General features: G+C 51.4%; 16 protein-coding genes and 1 riboswitch. Of the genes, 10 read left to right on the top strand and 6 right to left on the bottom strand.

Annotation, left to right across the window (positions count from 1 at the left end; translation table 11 throughout):
- Positions 1-267: 267 nt before the first annotated feature.
- The 10 genes from LCM31_RS10480 to LCM31_RS10435 all read left to right on the top strand — a co-directional run bounded on the left by LCM31_RS10480 (position 268) and on the right by LCM31_RS10435 (position 8,898).
- Positions 268-642, top strand: coding sequence for a hypothetical protein (locus LCM31_RS10480; RefSeq protein ID WP_224869828.1), 375 nt, complete (start codon positions 268-270; stop codon positions 640-642).
- Positions 643-803: 161 nt separating this feature from the next.
- Positions 804-1,184, top strand: a complete 381-nt coding sequence (locus LCM31_RS10475) for a hypothetical protein (protein WP_224869826.1) — start codon at positions 804-806, stop codon at positions 1,182-1,184.
- 156 nt (positions 1,185-1,340) lie between these two features.
- On the top strand, positions 1,341-1,709 hold the full coding sequence (locus tag LCM31_RS10470; protein WP_224869825.1) for a DUF6559 family protein: 369 nt from the start codon (positions 1,341-1,343) through the stop codon (positions 1,707-1,709).
- A gap of 13 nt (positions 1,710-1,722) precedes the next feature.
- Positions 1,723-2,520 carry an alpha/beta fold hydrolase gene (locus tag LCM31_RS10465; RefSeq protein WP_224869823.1) on the top strand — a complete coding sequence of 266 codons (798 nt, stop codon included), beginning with the start codon at positions 1,723-1,725 and terminating at the stop codon, positions 2,518-2,520.
- 504 nt (positions 2,521-3,024) lie between these two features.
- Entirely contained in the window at positions 3,025-3,354 is a 330-nt protein-coding gene (locus LCM31_RS10460; protein WP_224869821.1) for a transposase, read from the top strand.
- Complete coding sequence (locus LCM31_RS16445; protein ID WP_224869858.1) at positions 3,315-4,193, top strand: IS3 family transposase; 879 nt, start codon at positions 3,315-3,317, stop codon at positions 4,191-4,193. Before LCM31_RS10460 ends, LCM31_RS16445 begins: the two co-directional genes overlap by 40 nt.
- A gap of 147 nt (positions 4,194-4,340) precedes the next feature.
- Positions 4,341-5,258, top strand: coding sequence for a prolyl oligopeptidase family serine peptidase (locus LCM31_RS10450; protein ID WP_224869819.1), 918 nt, complete (start codon positions 4,341-4,343; stop codon positions 5,256-5,258).
- Between the two features lie 95 nt (positions 5,259-5,353).
- Positions 5,354-5,656, top strand: coding sequence for a hypothetical protein (locus tag LCM31_RS10445; protein ID WP_224869817.1), 303 nt, complete (start codon positions 5,354-5,356; stop codon positions 5,654-5,656).
- Positions 5,657-5,886: 230 nt separating this feature from the next.
- On the top strand, positions 5,887-7,503 hold the full coding sequence (locus LCM31_RS10440; RefSeq protein WP_224869815.1) for a DUF1254 domain-containing protein: 1,617 nt from the start codon (positions 5,887-5,889) through the stop codon (positions 7,501-7,503).
- A gap of 150 nt (positions 7,504-7,653) precedes the next feature.
- Positions 7,654-8,898 carry a tyrosine-type recombinase/integrase gene (locus LCM31_RS10435; protein WP_224869813.1) on the top strand — a complete coding sequence of 415 codons (1,245 nt, stop codon included), beginning with the start codon at positions 7,654-7,656 and terminating at the stop codon, positions 8,896-8,898.
- 26 nt (positions 8,899-8,924) lie between these two features.
- Here LCM31_RS10435 and LCM31_RS10430 read toward each other — a convergent pair whose 3' ends face one another.
- The 6 genes from LCM31_RS10430 to LCM31_RS10405 form a co-directional block, all read right to left on the bottom strand.
- On the bottom strand, positions 8,925-9,830 hold the full coding sequence (locus tag LCM31_RS10430) for a cobalamin-binding protein (RefSeq protein WP_224869811.1): 906 nt from the start codon (positions 9,828-9,830) through the stop codon (positions 8,925-8,927).
- Positions 9,811-11,286 carry a cobyric acid synthase gene (locus LCM31_RS10425; protein WP_224869809.1) on the bottom strand — a complete coding sequence of 492 codons (1,476 nt, stop codon included), beginning with the start codon at positions 11,284-11,286 and terminating at the stop codon, positions 9,811-9,813. Before LCM31_RS10425 ends, LCM31_RS10430 begins: the two co-directional genes overlap by 20 nt.
- A gap of 15 nt (positions 11,287-11,301) precedes the next feature.
- Positions 11,302-11,916, bottom strand: a complete 615-nt coding sequence (gene cobO / locus LCM31_RS10420) for a cob(I)yrinic acid a,c-diamide adenosyltransferase (RefSeq protein ID WP_224869807.1) — start codon at positions 11,914-11,916, stop codon at positions 11,302-11,304.
- A gap of 30 nt (positions 11,917-11,946) precedes the next feature.
- Positions 11,947-13,785 carry a TonB-dependent receptor plug domain-containing protein gene (locus LCM31_RS10415; protein WP_224869805.1) on the bottom strand — a complete coding sequence of 613 codons (1,839 nt, stop codon included), beginning with the start codon at positions 13,783-13,785 and terminating at the stop codon, positions 11,947-11,949.
- Positions 13,786-13,903: 118 nt separating this feature from the next.
- Positions 13,904-14,046: riboswitch (cobalamin riboswitch) on the bottom strand.
- Between the two features lie 91 nt (positions 14,047-14,137).
- A complete protein-coding gene (locus LCM31_RS10410; RefSeq protein WP_224869803.1) occupies positions 14,138-14,665 on the bottom strand; it encodes a hypothetical protein in 528 nt (175 codons plus the stop codon).
- A complete protein-coding gene (locus tag LCM31_RS10405; RefSeq protein ID WP_224869802.1) occupies positions 14,662-15,507 on the bottom strand; it encodes a DUF2092 domain-containing protein in 846 nt (281 codons plus the stop codon). Before LCM31_RS10405 ends, LCM31_RS10410 begins: the two co-directional genes overlap by 4 nt.
- Positions 15,508-15,541: the final 34 nt, after the last annotated feature.

The following is a 15,541-nucleotide window of genomic DNA, read 5'->3' as shown; positions in this document are numbered from 1 at the left end:
CCGGCCAGGCAGCGAACTGTGATAAACAAGGCCTTCGGTGGCCGCCGAAGGTGGGTCTCAATTTACCCGTTAGCGAGAAGGGCGTAAAACGCCAAAATACGATAAGAACAACCATACAAAGCCAGGCAATGAAGCTACGGGCCTGTGGCCCTCCGCGGGACAGCTTACCTTGTGCACCTTTTGCGCAGGTCGCTGCGCTCCCATTTTCGCGCAAAACGCGCACAAGGTAAGCTGCCCCTGCTGGCGGCGTTATGGAAGATACCAATAATGAAGATGCTGATAATAATTTTTTCGACGCTCGCAGCTGCATGTAGTGGTATAACATTCAGTACAAATTTAGGCCCGTATGCTGAAAATAGAGTGAAAGGTACTGTTGTAAAAGAGTACTCGCCCGCTCAAATTGCTAAGTATGATGCCGTGATGCTGGGCTTTGTTGAGGCTTCATATTGTCAAGAGCGTATAGATCAACCAAAGCCGAACAAGCGTGGATTGGTAAAAGATCTAAAAGTAAGGACACACAGTTTGGGCGGGAATGGTGTCGTTGTAGAGGCTTGCAGTAAAGTAGCAAGCGGAATGTGCAATCAGTATATGGAGTGCCGTGGTGTTGCTTACTCCGTTCCTCAGCGACAGAGTAAACCATAACAAAGCGCTGCAGGTGACGGCTTACTTTGTACACTTTATTGGGCTGTCGCTACGCTCGCATTCTCGCCCAAAAAGTGCACAAAGTAAGCCGCCCCTGAGCGCGCCGTTATGCATAAATATACCAAAACAATAATGTTCAATTTCTTATGAGGAAAATTTGAATGAGCTATGAAGTAATAAAACTTGCCAGCGATAAGCTTACGTATCGAGAGAAAATGAAGCTCGCTCAGTATCTTATTCAGGCTGCTATAAAAGAAGAAGAAACCTTGCGTCCTACTGAAAGGTCAGTTGACACCTCAGAAAGCAAGCAGAGTAAGGTGTCAGAAAACAACAAAGATCTTAGTGGCAAAGAACTCATTTTGTATGCTAAAGAGCGGTTGGCAAAGTCAAAACCAGCTAAAACTCAGTCTTTAAATAATTTCATTGCTGCAATGTTTCAGTTTCAAGGCGGCATAGAAGAATCAAAAATTGAAAACATAGTTAAAGGCCTTGAGAAAGATGGGTTTTTATCCATAAATGGCACTAAAGTCAGCTATGCATAACAAACACAGGCAGTAAAGCTATGGCCCTACGGGCCTCTGCGGGACGTCTTACCTTATGCACGTTTTGCGCGGTCGCTACGCTCCCATTTTCGCGCAAAACGCGCATAAGGTAAGCCGCCCCTGCTGTGGGCGTTAAATGGCCAAAAGGAATTAGCAATGCAATTTATCCGAAAGATAAAACGAAATAGAGCAATAAAATCGTATTTACGTAAATTGCCAAGATTGCTAGCGAAAGACTATGGGAAGTCTAAAAGATATCGCCCGAAACAGGTGAGGGCTACGATTGAGCGAAATGGGCTGCCAGTCATTTACACCTGCTACGCAATTGCAATTTTTTGCTCAAAGAAGGACTTTGATGAGTTTCACAATGAAATTGGCGAGGCATGTGACTATGGAGTAATGCGTGGTGAAGTGGGAAATCTTCACTTTTATGGAAATTCGAACTTTAGCAGCAATGATGTAGCATCTGTTGGTTCGGATTTTGGTAGTGGTTCCCATAGTATGGATGCTGGCGGCATAGATTGATGCATTTAACAAGGTGCGGCAGACCGACGTCTTACTTTATGCACTTTTTGCGCAGTCGCTTCGCTCCTATTTTTGCGCAAAAAATTTACAAAGTAAGCCGCCGCTGCGCACGGCGTTACGTGATGGTAGCCAACCATTGAAAATTGTATTTCTACCAGGAATGGATGGAACAGGTTTGCTCTTCAAAGGGCTAATTCAGAATATTCCTAAAGAAATAGACCGCGAAGTGGTTTGCCTCAATGAAATAGAGGGCGAGAGCTACCACCAGCAAGCTGAAGAGGTAGCTGAACACATTGGATCTTCAAGCGTTGTGTTGGTTGCTGAATCATACTCCGGAAGAATTGCGTATGAACTATGCAATATCCTTGGCCGCAGAGTTTCGAGGGTGGTTTTTATAGCTAGCTTTATTTCCTGCCCCGGAAGGCTTGGAAGACTTGCTGCACTACTGCCGGAGTTGTTTCTTAAGCCAAATTTTTTTCCAGATTGGCTTATGAAAACGCTATGTTTTGACGGTCGTGGTAATAGGGTGCTAATAGAGCAAGTTCGCCAAGCCATTACAGAGGTTGAGCCAAGTGTGTTAAAACGACGTTTATTGAATATTGCCGAACTTGATAGGCCTAAAGGTCATCTATCAACTGAGGCCGTGTATATTCGACCGACAAATGATCGCTTGGTTGGATATGATGCGATCAAAGTTTTGGGTAATGTTTATCCGAAGTTAAGTATTGAATCTTTAGAAGGTGGGCATTTCATTGCTCAAACGGCCCCGGAACGATGTGCGAGAGTCATAGTCCGTGCCATAACCACGTAACAAGGTGCTGCAGGGGACGTCTTACCTCATGCACCTTTTGCGCAGTCGCTGCGCTCCTATTTTCGCGCAAAAGGCGCACGAGGTAAGCCGTCCCTGAGCACGGCGTTATGAGTACGTACTGACGGCATGCTAGTTATTGGAATAATTTGTTTTGCTTTGGGGTTTGGGTTGTTTCTGTTTGCCACGGTTTCAGGCAGGAGCCTCTTAAAGGCTGTAAAGAACGAACGTCCGGATCTTCACAAAAAGTATTTTTCGCTTTTCAACCGTTCCTACTATTATTGGGGGCTGATATTTGGCAATGCGGAACTTGAGCGAGAGGATCTACCAAAGGAAGTGTTAGCGTCTAAAAGACGAGTAAAAAGAAGGTATGAAACATCATTCATATTCTTTTTTCTCTTCGTTGCGCTGCTACTCCTGGAGGTACTCATAACAAGCGCAAGCAGTTGACTCGGAACCTAACCCGCTTTTGCACACACCTCCACCTAACTGGAATGGAGGTGTCTTATGGCACGAAGAAAGCACTACAACCGCTACGACGACGATTTTAAAGCAACAGCAGTTTCGCTAACCGATATCCCCGGTGTACTAGCCAAACATGTGGCTGAAGCTCTCGATATCCATGAAGTGATGCTTTATCGTTGGTGCATGGAGATGCGACGGGGGCAGATCATGGCTAAGAAGAAAAACATCCACATAGATCCTGAGGTAAAGTCGGAGCTGAAACGTCTCAGGAAGTTGGAGCGGGAGCATAGCCTGCTTCAAGAAGAGTATGCCCTTTTAAAAAAAGCCATCCAATTCTCTTTGCGACAAAAAGGGAAATCTTCGAGTTCATAAATCAAAATCGAGAGAAACATAGCATCGCCATGATGTGCCGTATCTATGGCGTCATTCGAGATGGTTACAATTCTTGGCGTCGACGTGGTGTATGTGAGCGTCGCCAAGAAGATAGCGAGCTATTTATACATATAAGATCAATTTTTAACCGGCATGATGGCTGCTACGGCAGTCCCAAGATCACCCAAGAGCTAAAAAAGAAAGGTATTAACGTAGGTCAAAAACGGGTGGCTAGGATCATGCGAAATCATGGTCTCAGGGCCGTAAAATCGCGGATCTACACAGCTAGGCCAGGTACCTACAGGCATGTTTACGGGATCACATGTAAGATAGAGGGGATTAAGCTGACGCGACCGAACCAGCTGTGGGTGGGTGATGTTACCTATATAAAACTCAGGGATGGCAGCTGGCAGTATTTGTCGGTGATCATGGATCGCTACAGCAGGAAGGTCGTCTCTTGGTCCCTTAGTGATAGAAGGGATGTCTCACTGACACTAGCTAGTATCGATCGGGCGGTGAGAAACCGTGGGCATCATTCGGAGCTGATCTTTCACTCTGACCGTGGCAGTGAGTACTTGTCGGGCCAATATCGTGAGCGATTGCGTCGATATGGAATCTGTCAGAGTATGAATCGGGTGAAGAATATGAATGACAATGCATTCATTGAATCATTCTTTCATCAATTCAAGACAGAGCGTATTAAGCGCCAGGTGTTCGATTCTGCACAACAGTTAAGATCGACAGTGGTCGAATATATGCGCTACTACAATAATCAGAGATCGCACTCGTCAATAGGGTATATTTCACCTGAAGAATTTGAGTGTAAAATCAAATGCTAACAACTAGGTGTGTGCAAAAGCGGGTTAAGTCCCAAAGGGGTTCAATAGCCGCTGGGGTTCGGATTAGATCGTGCATAGATAGCTGAACTGTTTCACAGAAAAGAGTCAAAAATATTAGATTTCTTACAAGTCAAAACGGAGAATCGCATGCGCATTCTTTCAGTCCTTATCTGCACCTGTCTTGCTGCACTTCTTGTGAACAATGCCAACGCCCAGTCCCGGGTTGATAGAAATGTCGTATTCGGTATGCATTCCGGATTGGCGCTATTGATGGATATACACTACCCTGACTCGCCTAACGGTAAAGGTGTCGTATTCATCATGGGTAATGGTTGGCATCAGGAACTGTCATATGATGCTAAGCCGCTGAGGGAAGCGGCGATGTTTCCGGAATTCGGTGCACCGGCTTTGGTTGATGCGGGCTATACGGTGTTTGCAATTAGTCATCGCGCGGCACCACGTTTCCATTACCCTGCAGCCGTCGAAGATGTCAGGCGCGCTATGCGTTTTATCCGCCGTAACAGTGAGCAGTATAGGGTTGACCCCGATCGTCTCGGGGCCGCGGGCATGTCGTCAGGTGCTTACCTTGCCCATATGCTCGGAACCCTCGACGAGGATAGTGCCATCGATGGACGCCGTCTGCACAATGAAAGCTCAAGGGCACAGGCTGTAGTGGCACTCGCGGGACCGGGTGATTTACTTTCATTCGCTGGTTCCCCCGAAGGTGCCCGCCATGTGGTTGCCTCATTTTTAGGCGCGGTGTACTGGCAGAAGATGAGGCCAGATTCCGCTGAAGGTAAGCTCTACCGTGAAGCGTCTCCGGTAGGACATGTCACAGTGGATGATGCTCCCGTGCTATTGGTCCATGGTACAAAGGACAACGTGGTGCCATACGGCCAGAGCGAAGCTATGTACCGTGCCCTCCAGGAGGCGGGGGTGGAATCACGGCTGATCACAATACCGGATGCTGGCCATGATCTGGGTCTGTTCCAAGAAGCACCGCCCATAAATGTCTCACAGGAGATGATCGATTGGTTTGACCGTCATCTGAAGAGCGGCGGCTAGCGGAAAGAGTGATGGTATGATGGAATGGGTCAGTCGCATAGATCATGCCAATTTCTTTGCGTTGGGCGTTATGTAATCGACGAGGAGGGAGGGGAATGAGTCAGCAGGCGTTACTGGAATATTTCATATCGAATCAGTGGGTCACGATTCCGGCATTTGTCATTTTCGTTGTTGGAATTACTTTGTGCTGGTTTGGGGGTTTGATGGCTGCGCTCACAGCAATAGGAAACCAGCGCTGGCTCTGGGGGCTGGTTACCATCTTTCTAGGGCCCGTTACCGGAATACCTTACTCCCTCCTGTACCGTGAGGCAGAATATCCACGATCCCTGATGATGCGAGGGCTATTGATCATACTCGCTGCGGCAGTAATCTTTGGTCTGGGCTGGTTGGTTTCGTAGCAAGGCCTGGATCGAGCGCTGTTTCTTGGCATCCAGTAGATGTGGGAGTTCGCTCTGTTGTTCAGCTATGTAGATCTAGCTGCCACTATTGACTTCATATCGCATTTTCTAGGCATTTTGCCCTCACACGAAAGCCCACCAATTGAAGCCTCTTTTTCGAGCTGGGGTCGATTAGTACGCTAGTTGTCGGTTCATATACACCCATTCAGCCTAGTATTGACTTGTGATACATGATTATTTTGCCCGGTGGCGGCCGGGTTGAAGGGTGGTTAAAGTACATGCGTGCGACTTCTTATTCCATTTTGATCGTTTTGTGCCTGTTTTTGATCGAGGCGATGGCAACGGAGCCCGTTAGACCTGGCTACAATACACCTATCCCTGAGAACATATTGACGCCAGAGCGCGTGGAAACATCAATCGGTGTACTCGAGTTTCAAGATGGCAGGCCGACGCCAGAAACCGCTGAAAAGCTCTACAACCACCTAGATTTTATCCGCGGAACCGAAGTGTTCCTCAACTTCATTCCTATGGCATCGCTGCAGGCACTTTATCTTGGCCACCAATCGGTTGGTGTGGATGCCATGAACAAAGTTGGAGTCATGACAAAGCTCATGGACTCTACACCATTATTTCTAACCGGTAATACTGACACTGTTTACGCTTCGGCTTTCTTCGATCTGAAGAAGGCGGGTCCCGTGGTGGTTGAGATACCCCCGGGGATCGGCCCGAGTACCGTGAATGATGCCTTCTTCCGCTTTGTAGTCGACATGGGTGCGCCAGGGCTAGATAAGGGGCAGGGCGGTCGCTACCTGATACTTCCGCCGGATTACCAGGGGGAGCTTGATCCGCCGGAGGGTGGGTATGCCGCTAAGGTGGATGGGGAGGAATACTTCGTTGCCAAATCCACGAGCTACGTCAATTGGCTGATCGCTCGGGGATTTCTTGTCGATGGTAAAACGGATGCAGCGGTTCGAAGCTATGAAGAGGGGCTCCGTATCTATCCATACGCGCAAAGAAAGCGGCCCCAAAAAATGGAGTTTATTTCCTTATCTGAGATTCCGTTTAACACGATCCACGCAAATAATTATGATTTTTATGAAGAAATTGACGACGTGATTCAGCGTGAGCCGATCTCGATGCTGGACCCAGAATTACGCGGACTTGCGTCCTCGATTGGTATCGAAAAAGGTATACCTTTTCGTCCAGATGATCGCATGCGGAAGATATTGACAGACGCTGTTGCCATCGGAAACGGTACGGCAAGGGCGATCATGTTTGACAACCGATATGAGAAGGCACGTGTTTACGATGACCGGCAATGGTACAGCGCTTTTGTTGGTGGGAATTATCAATGGTTGCGCGGTGAGAAGGGTGAAGGTGGGCGCAACCTTGATGCTCGCACAGTTTTCTTCTATCAGGCCACGGTGAATACGCCAGCAATGGTGCTTAAGATTCCAGGTGCAGGCTCACAGTACGCAATTGGATATCGCGATTCGAAGGGCGCGTTTCTCGATGGAGGTCGCCACTACAAACTAAAAGTACCCAAGAATGTTCCCGCCAAAGATTTCTGGTCAGTTGTGATTTATGACCCGCAAACCCGATCTGAGTTACAAACCGATCAGGCCTTTCCTTCAAAGAACAATAAACGAGACAACCTAAAGACGAACCCTGACGGATCGGTTGATCTCTACTTTGGCCCCAAGCCGCCCACGGGCTCGAAAACGAACTGGATACAAACAGTGCCCGGCAAAGGTTGGTTTGCGATTCTTAGGCTCTACGGTCCCACTGAAGGATGGTTTTCGAAGGAGTGGAAGCCCGGCGATTTTGAGGTTTTAGATATCGAATGATTTCTGGGGCTGCGGCCGTGGTACGGAGAATTGGTTAAGCTGGGGGTCCTTATACCGTATTTTAATTCCGATACCCTTTAGTATTCGACATAGCGTATTTAAGGCCTTAGAATGGTTTCTTTACTGAAATCCGGACTTTCAGGCGTATCTATGGCTATCCCACAACCCGTCCCGCTGTATCCCACATACAGTGAGCTTAAGGATCTGAGCTTTAACGATTATCCCGATCTACATACGTTTCTCCAGAATGGCGAATCCTGGTGGCGGCCGCACTGGCTCTGGGGCCAGGAGTTTCTCAGTTATACCGGCCGCAACAAGTCTGAACATACCTACACACGTTTCCGTAACGAAACCGAGCGTTTTCTCCTGTGGCTGTTCCTGGTTAAGGGCCTGCCCATGGAGCGGCTACGTAAGGCAGACATTCTGGAGTACGCAGATTTCTGCTGGCAGCCACCGGTTGATTGGATCTGTCTGGCAAATCACGACAAGTTTCAGTTCAACAATGGTCGCTTTGTAGCCAATCCTGCCTGGGCTCCATTTAAGCTGAAAGTGCCGAAAAGTCTCGAAAACACCAATTCTGAGCCGGATAAGCGCAAATACAAGCCATCCCAACAGACCTTAACAGCGACCTTTACCGGGATTGTCGCGTTCTATAAGTACTTAATGAATGAGGAGCATCTGTACGGTAATCCCGCGCAGATTGCCAAGCGCGATTGCCGACATTTCATCAAGGACGCACAGGTTAAGGAAGTCCGTCGGTTAACCGAAGCGCAGTGGCAATACGTGTTCGATGTCGCGTTGACCATGGCCGATGAAGATCCGATCTATGAGCGCAGCTTGTTTGTAATCTGTGCCTTAAAGACACTGTTTTTGCGGATTTCCGAGCTGTCTGAGCGTGCGCAATGGAGTCCGGTCATGAGCCATTTTTGGCAGGATTCAGACGCCAACTGGTGGCTAAAGATCTTCGGAAAAGGCCGTAAATTACGCGATATCACAGTGCCAGATAGCTTTATCCCGTTCCTCAAGCGTTACCGCGCATACCGCGGCATGAGCCCTTTTCCCTCCACGGGCGAAAATCAGCCGATCGTGGAGAAGATTCGCGGTCAGGGCGGCATGACGTCCAGACAACTTACCCGTGTGGTGCAACAGGTTTTCGACCGTGCCTATGAAGAAATGCGGCAGGCTGAGGGAGAAGATCATGCGTACAAGCTGAAAGAGGCTTCCAGCCACTGGTTGCGGCATACCGGCGCAAGTATGGAGGTGGAGCGCGGCCGCGCGCTAAAAGATCTTTCAGAGGATTTGGGTCACTCGAGTATGGCGATCACCGACACGGTCTATGTCCACACGGAAAGTCGAGTTCGCGCGAAAAGTGGTAAGCAGCGGGATGTGAAATAGATGCGAGTGGCTTAATTATCAGCTGGTCACATAGTTCTATCGCGGGCTTGATCGAGCTGGTCACAGACCAGCTGCATACCATCCAGAACGCGCATTGTGTGGCGTTGGATGATATCTGGTGGTACATGGTAGAGATTGTTGTTTTTGACCGCGGTGAGTCCCGGGTAACGTCTCCAATCATCCAGTGATTGGGGGCGTGTTTCGCCGAGACCACTGGCGATAATGACTTCGGGATCTCGATCCAGTACCGATTCAACACTGATTTGAGGCGCGAGTACGGCGGCGTCGGCGTAGGCATTGCGGCCGCCGCAAGCCTCGATGATATCACTGATCAAATGGTCGCCATTTAGTGTCTGTAACGGCTTGTGCCAAACCTGATATAGCACGCTTACATTTTGTTTATCTTTGCTGCCGCGCATCAGATTTTGCAGGCGCCGGGTCCAATCATTTGCCGCTCGGTTTGCAACGCTGCTGGTGCCGGCGATTTCGCCAAAGGTGCGAACGTTACCCGCAATATCTTGCAGGGACTTTGTTTCGGTGACGAACACCGTGAAGCCGAGTTCTCTCAGCTTTTCTATTTTGCGGCTGCCTGTCCCTGACGACCAGGCGATAATAAGGTCAGGCTTTAGAACAAGCAGCGCTTCGTAATTGATGATTTGATGGTTGCCGATTTCGGGTAGCTGACGCGCAGCTTCGGGATAATCGCTGCCGATTGCGGCGATGAGCTTATCCCCTGCTCCCGCGCTGTAAATGTTTTCGACAATACTTGGCGCCAGCGCAATGATTCGCTCTGCTGGCTGCTTCAGTTCCAACCACACGCCATCAGCGCCTTGCACACGTATTGACGCATTTGCCAGCTCAGTGCCGGAAACGGTGCTTGCGATAGCGAGGATCCAGGCAGTAATTACAAGTTTAAAAAGTGTGCGCTGCATATTCCTTGAGCCAATCTTTGCACATGTGCTCTTCGACCATATCTGCGAGACGGTCGAGTTGGTGTTGCCGATGCTTGGTTAGATCCACCGCAACACTGGACTCCAGTCCCGCCCAGTGCAAAATGGTTTGCTGGATTTTTGGCAGGTCGAACAGGCCGTGGATGTAAGTAGCAAGAATCTGATTGTCGGCACTGACGGCCCCTTCTGCCCTCATCCCGCTTTCATCTCGAATAAATATGGCCGGGTTGTTCAGAGCATTCCCATGGGAAATGCCGCAATGGATTTCATATCCCTGTACAGGAATGTCCGTCGAATTACCCTTCAGGGCGAGTACACCGGAAACATTCTTCAGGGCTTTTTGTGGGGTAAGCGTCGTCGTGTAGTCGAGATAACCGAAGCCTGCTTGCGTGCCAGGCAAATCTTCGACACCTTTTGGATCGCATACGTTGCGACCAAGCATTTGCAGTCCGCCACAAATACCAATCAGTTTGCCACCATAGCGCAGGTGGCGATCAAGCTGAGATTGCCAGTCGTTTTCTTTCAGGTGGTTTAAGTCTGCGCGCACATTTTTACTGCCCGGCAGGATAACCAGGTCACTCGCGGGCAGTGGCTCGCGGACGCTCACAAACTGCAGATCAACCTCTGGATGCAAACGCAGCGTGTCAAAGTCGGTGTGATTGCTGATGCGAGGCAATACCGGTACAACCACCTTCAATTTCGGTGTGTGACGCGCTTGCTGGGTGCTAATCGCGTCTTCTGCATCGAGATACAAATCATGCAGATATGGAAGTACGCCGAGTACCGGTTTGCCGGTCCGTTCTTCCAGCCAATCCAGGCCCGACTGTAACAACGCCAAGTCACCCCGAAACCGGTTGATGACGAATCCCACGACCCGGTCACGTTCAGATTGGGAAAGTAATTCGAGTGTGCCTACGAGGTGCGCGAATACGCCACCGCGATCGATGTCGGCAATGAGTACCACCGGACAATCGACGGCCTCGGCGAAGCCCATGTTGGCGATATCGTTGTCGCGAAGGTTGATCTCCGCGGGGCTCCCGGCGCCCTCAACGAGGACCAAATCGTACTCATTCGTGAGCCTTGCGAAGGACTCCAGTACCGCATTTTTTGCGGTCGTTTTGTATTGGTGGTAATCCAGGGCCTGCATATTGCCGAGCACCTTGCCCTGGATAATCACCTGCGCGCCGGTATCCGATGCGGGCTTCAGTAATACCGGGTTCATATCTGTATGCGGATCGACCCCGCAGGCCTGAGCCTGCAATGCTTGCGCGCGACCAATCTCGCCGCCGTCAGCGGTAACCGCACTGTTTAAAGCCATGTTTTGCGGCTTGAAGGGGGCAACCCGAACACCTCGGCGTGCAAAAAGGCGGCCGAGCGCACCGACCAGGGTGCTCTTACCTGCGTCTGAAGTTGTCCCTTGGATCATTAAAGCGGGCATGGTCAATATGCTGTGTTAGTAGTCGACGCCCTGTCGCGCCTTAATTCCAGCCTTGAACGCGTGCTTGATGTCTTTTACTTCGGACACCGTATCCATAATTTCCTGCAGCGCGCTGCCACCGCCGCGCCCGGTAACGACCACGCTTTGTTCGGTGGGTCTGTGTGTGAGGGCGTTGAGTACCAGATCCTGATCCAGATATTTGTATCCCAGCATATAGGTCAGTTCGTCGAGGACAACCAAGTCATAACTCGGGTCTTGCAATAGTTCCGCTGCTACCGCCCAAGTTTTTTCCGCTTCCGCCATGTCGCCGGTGCGGTCCTGGGTATTCCAGGTAAAGCCCGTGCCCATCTGGTACAAGGTAACCTCCGGGCAGTGATTTTTCAGGTATAGCTCCTCGCCAGAGAGCTGAGCGCCTTTGATAAACTGCACTACGCCGACTTTGTGTCCGTAGCCGAGTGCGCGGATGACCATGCCGAAAGCAGAGCTCGACTTGCCTTTGCCATTGCCGGTCAGCAGGATCGACACACCCCGCTCGGTACTGGCGGCAGCAATGTTCGCGTCTACCTTGGCTTTTTGCTTTTGCATGGCTTTCTTATGCCGTGCATTTTTGTCTTGCTGTTGTTCCGACATGGTCATCTCTATCAAGTTGTCGCGGTGTGATCAGTAACGCAGCTCAACACCGGCGTAGGCAGCACGTTCTGCGGTATTGAAGCCTGCGGCCTCCACGTAGTCTTCGTCCAGCAAATTTTCTGCACGGACATAGAAGGTGGCGGCATTGTTGAGTTGGTAACGCAAACTGGCATCGACTACTTGGTAGTCATCCATCTCCGAGCCATCAATATCGTTCGCATCGATACTCGTGCGGGTGTTCAGTGCGAGACTCAGGGCCTCCATGGGCGTATAGGTCACCCCGAGGTTTGCCATGTGTTTAGGACGGCGTGGTCGCGCGATATCGTCTGTCGTTTCTGCGTCGGTGTAGGTGTAGTTTGCAGAGAGCGATAAGGCTTCACTCAACGTCACCGCTCCGATCAGCTCCACGCCGCGGGATTCACTGCGGCCACCCTGGCGGTAGCTATAGTCTGCGAGGTTAAACCAGATTTCGTCTTCCACGATTTGATCGAACACAACAAACTCAAGATGCAGTGCATCTTGATAGAAGTACTCAGCGCCCACATCAAGTCCGCGGCTTTCTTCGGGCGCGAGTGCCGGGAGGTTCGGATAGTAATTGCGGTTGTAGTTGATCTCCGAAAGGCTGGGCGCACGGAAACCCGTACCATAGCTCGCTTTTAGTTTGAACGACCCCTCGCCGATCTCGTCGAAAACGTAGGCTGCACTTGCGCGGAAACTATTGTGACTACCAAAGTCTGAATTATCGTCGTGGCGCAGGCCGAGGGTCACAAATGCCTGTTCGGAAAGGCTGCCTTGATATTCGGAGTACGCCGCCCATTGATCACGGGACAGGTCTAAGGACGTTTCTTCTCGACGCTCTAGCCCGTAAACAACGCCGTGGTTGCCGGTAATGTCTGCGCTACCATTCAGATTCAGTTGCTCGCGATCGCCTTCGACCTCGTAAGACGCTGCGCCCTCAGTGAAATAGGTGCGGCTGAGATCAGAATGGGTATAAGCGAGCTCGTGCTGAGTATTTTCGGTGTTGTGAGCCAGGCTGAGGCGCTGGTTTTTCTGCTTATATTCCGACGAGCAGTCATCGACCTGCGGCGACCAGCCACAGCGATCGTACTCAGAGGTTGCATCTGTATCCCGTACCACGGCTTCGACACGCCACTGCTCAGAAAAATCGAATCCAACACGTGAATGCACGGTACCGTTGTTGTAGCCGTCGTCATCTTTCAGTATCACGTCACCCGTACTGGTGTTGAAACCATCGGTATAGGCCTTTGCTGCTGATACATAAAAGTCTGCGCGCCCGATAGCGCCACCGCTGCTCAGGTTGTAGCGATGAGAGTCGTAACTTCCCGCTTCCGCGCCCGCATTAAATTCGACTGCGCCATTGTCTTTGCGCGTTGAAATGTCCAGGACACCACCGGCATCTGCACCGTACAGCATACCTTGTGGGCCACGCAGTAACTCTACTCTGGCCAGGTTGCTGCTAAGAATATGTTCTACATGGGCGCCGCCTTGGGTGCTTGTAGGGTCGGATATGTCGATACCGTCAATGCGTACCAGGGTGCGGAAGCCGGATTCTCCGCGAACCTGTAGCGAGGTGGTTTTACCCATGCCGCCAGTATTGGAAACGGAAACCGAAGGTACGCTGCGCAGAATTTCAGACAAAGAGGAATAGCCGCGCGCCTTGATTTGCTCTTCATCAAGGGTAGTTACCGAGGTCGCTACATGGCGCAATGGCGTAGCCTGGCGCGAGCTGACGACGATCACCGTTTCCAGATTCGGAATCGAGGCGGCTTCTTTTTCGTCAGAAGATTGTGCGAGCGCGGGTGCGCTGCTGGCGGCCAATATGGCCGAGGAAAGTAAGATCTTATTCAAGTTCAACCCCTAAGGACAAAAGTACATGGGATCGAGGGAGGAATAGCAAAACACCACGCCTGGGCGTGGGAAAGGGTCTTGCAGGATGGTAGCCCTCCGCTCCATCGTAGTTCGATTAGAGGCCGGTATCGGGCTGACCACTCCTAACGAAAAATGTAGAAGCGGATCACCGTTGCGGGGGCAGCGCCGGAATTCCGGACTTCCCGTTTAACCTTCCCAACCTGCTGGCGTGTGGCCGAAGAGACAAGTAGAAGGCACCTCAGATCGCGGGTGCGACGTTAGGGGAAAGGGACTGTGAAGTCAATGGCCGGTCGAGCGGCGCGCGGTATCCCTCAGCCCAACCAACAGGAGGTCAGCGGGGCGGTGCAACCACTTCATAGACAATCTGCGAGCCGGCATACTTTGGTCGATACCAGGTATTGCTGCAGTTCTCATAGGTCACGCCGTTCACGCTGACTGCGGCACAGGACTCCGGTAGTGTGTAGGTCCAGGCTCCCACCGCTGCTGTGGCTGCGGCACCTGCCGCCGCGCCGGCCCAATAGCCGGGCCAGTATGGATGGCGTGGATGATGATGCCCTCCTCCACCATGGTGCCCGCCACCACCATGTTCTGGAATTGGCCGCAGGCGCTCCTCTGGTCGGAGCTCTCGCCTGAGGCCAGGTCTGGGGCCGTGGTATGCCGTACCGTCACGGAGCCCGGGCTCCGGGCGAAATCCTCCGCGGAAATGCGGAGCGATATTCATAAAGCCACCGCCAAAATGCATACCGCCCGCGTGAAAGCCTGGGCGGGCCCCAGCGTCCGGGGCAATGCTCAACAAGCCGGCGAGGATTGCTCCACTGGCGATGCCCCCATGTATGAATCGCTTCAATGTGCGCGTCATTGGCCGGCCTCCGGTGCAGGTTGCATCTTGTTGAACGTGATGGGCTTCAGGTCGCTGGACAGGTGTGGTGAAAACATCGTGTCATTGAACGAGCTCGCATCGCGCCAGCGCACTTCGGCCGTAAACTGGGGCTTTTCCGGTAGGTGGTTATTGGTGGTAATGAGCTTCATCGGTAGGCGCTTTTCACCGGTCGTGATCCAGATTTCCCAATCCAGACCGCCGCTATGTAACGCCCAGTGCTCCACGGGTTTGCCATCCAACGTGGTTTCGCCCACGCGTTTCGCTTTCTTGAGGTCAATGTTGCGCGCTTCTGGCGTCCCCCACTCGAGTAAGTCCACGACAGGTATCTCGATGCCGTAATCTTTTGCCGTGCTGATCAGTACCTCGCGGGTACTCGCCGATGCGGGCAGTTGCCCGTAGTAGCCATCTTTTTTTGCGATGACTGTGAATTGATTGCCATCGTGGTAGAACTGGCGCTCCATGGTGTCCGTCTTCAAATCCACGAACAAGTGGTCCGGGCGTTCGAAGCGTACCGATGCGGTGCCGTTGACGGCCATCTTTTTGCCTTTCCCGGTGATCACATCAGTGACCATTTTGAGGTCGTAGGCGAGCTTCTGCTGGCTGGCGAGGGTTTTCCCCATTGCATTGAGCGCTTCATAGGCAGCCTTAATCGATGCCTGATCGCTTTGTGCGGCATTTTCTGCCTGCGACGCGTGCCGGCCAATTGCAGCGAATACGGAAGGTGTAGCTGCGGCACCAATGCCTGTGATGAGTGCAGCTCCCAGGGCAAGAGTTAAAAGTCGATGCCCTGACCGTCGAGCGCACTTGGTCCGGTTTCTCATTAGCTACTCCTGTCCGGTACAGCCCGGGAAAGTG

The organism is Microbulbifer agarilyticus, from assembly GCF_020171345.1.
Lineage (GTDB): Bacteria > Pseudomonadota > Gammaproteobacteria > Pseudomonadales > Cellvibrionaceae > Microbulbifer > Microbulbifer agarilyticus_D.
The sequence above is the reverse complement of the archived record's forward strand: the minus strand, read 5'-3'. Positions and strand labels throughout refer to the sequence as shown.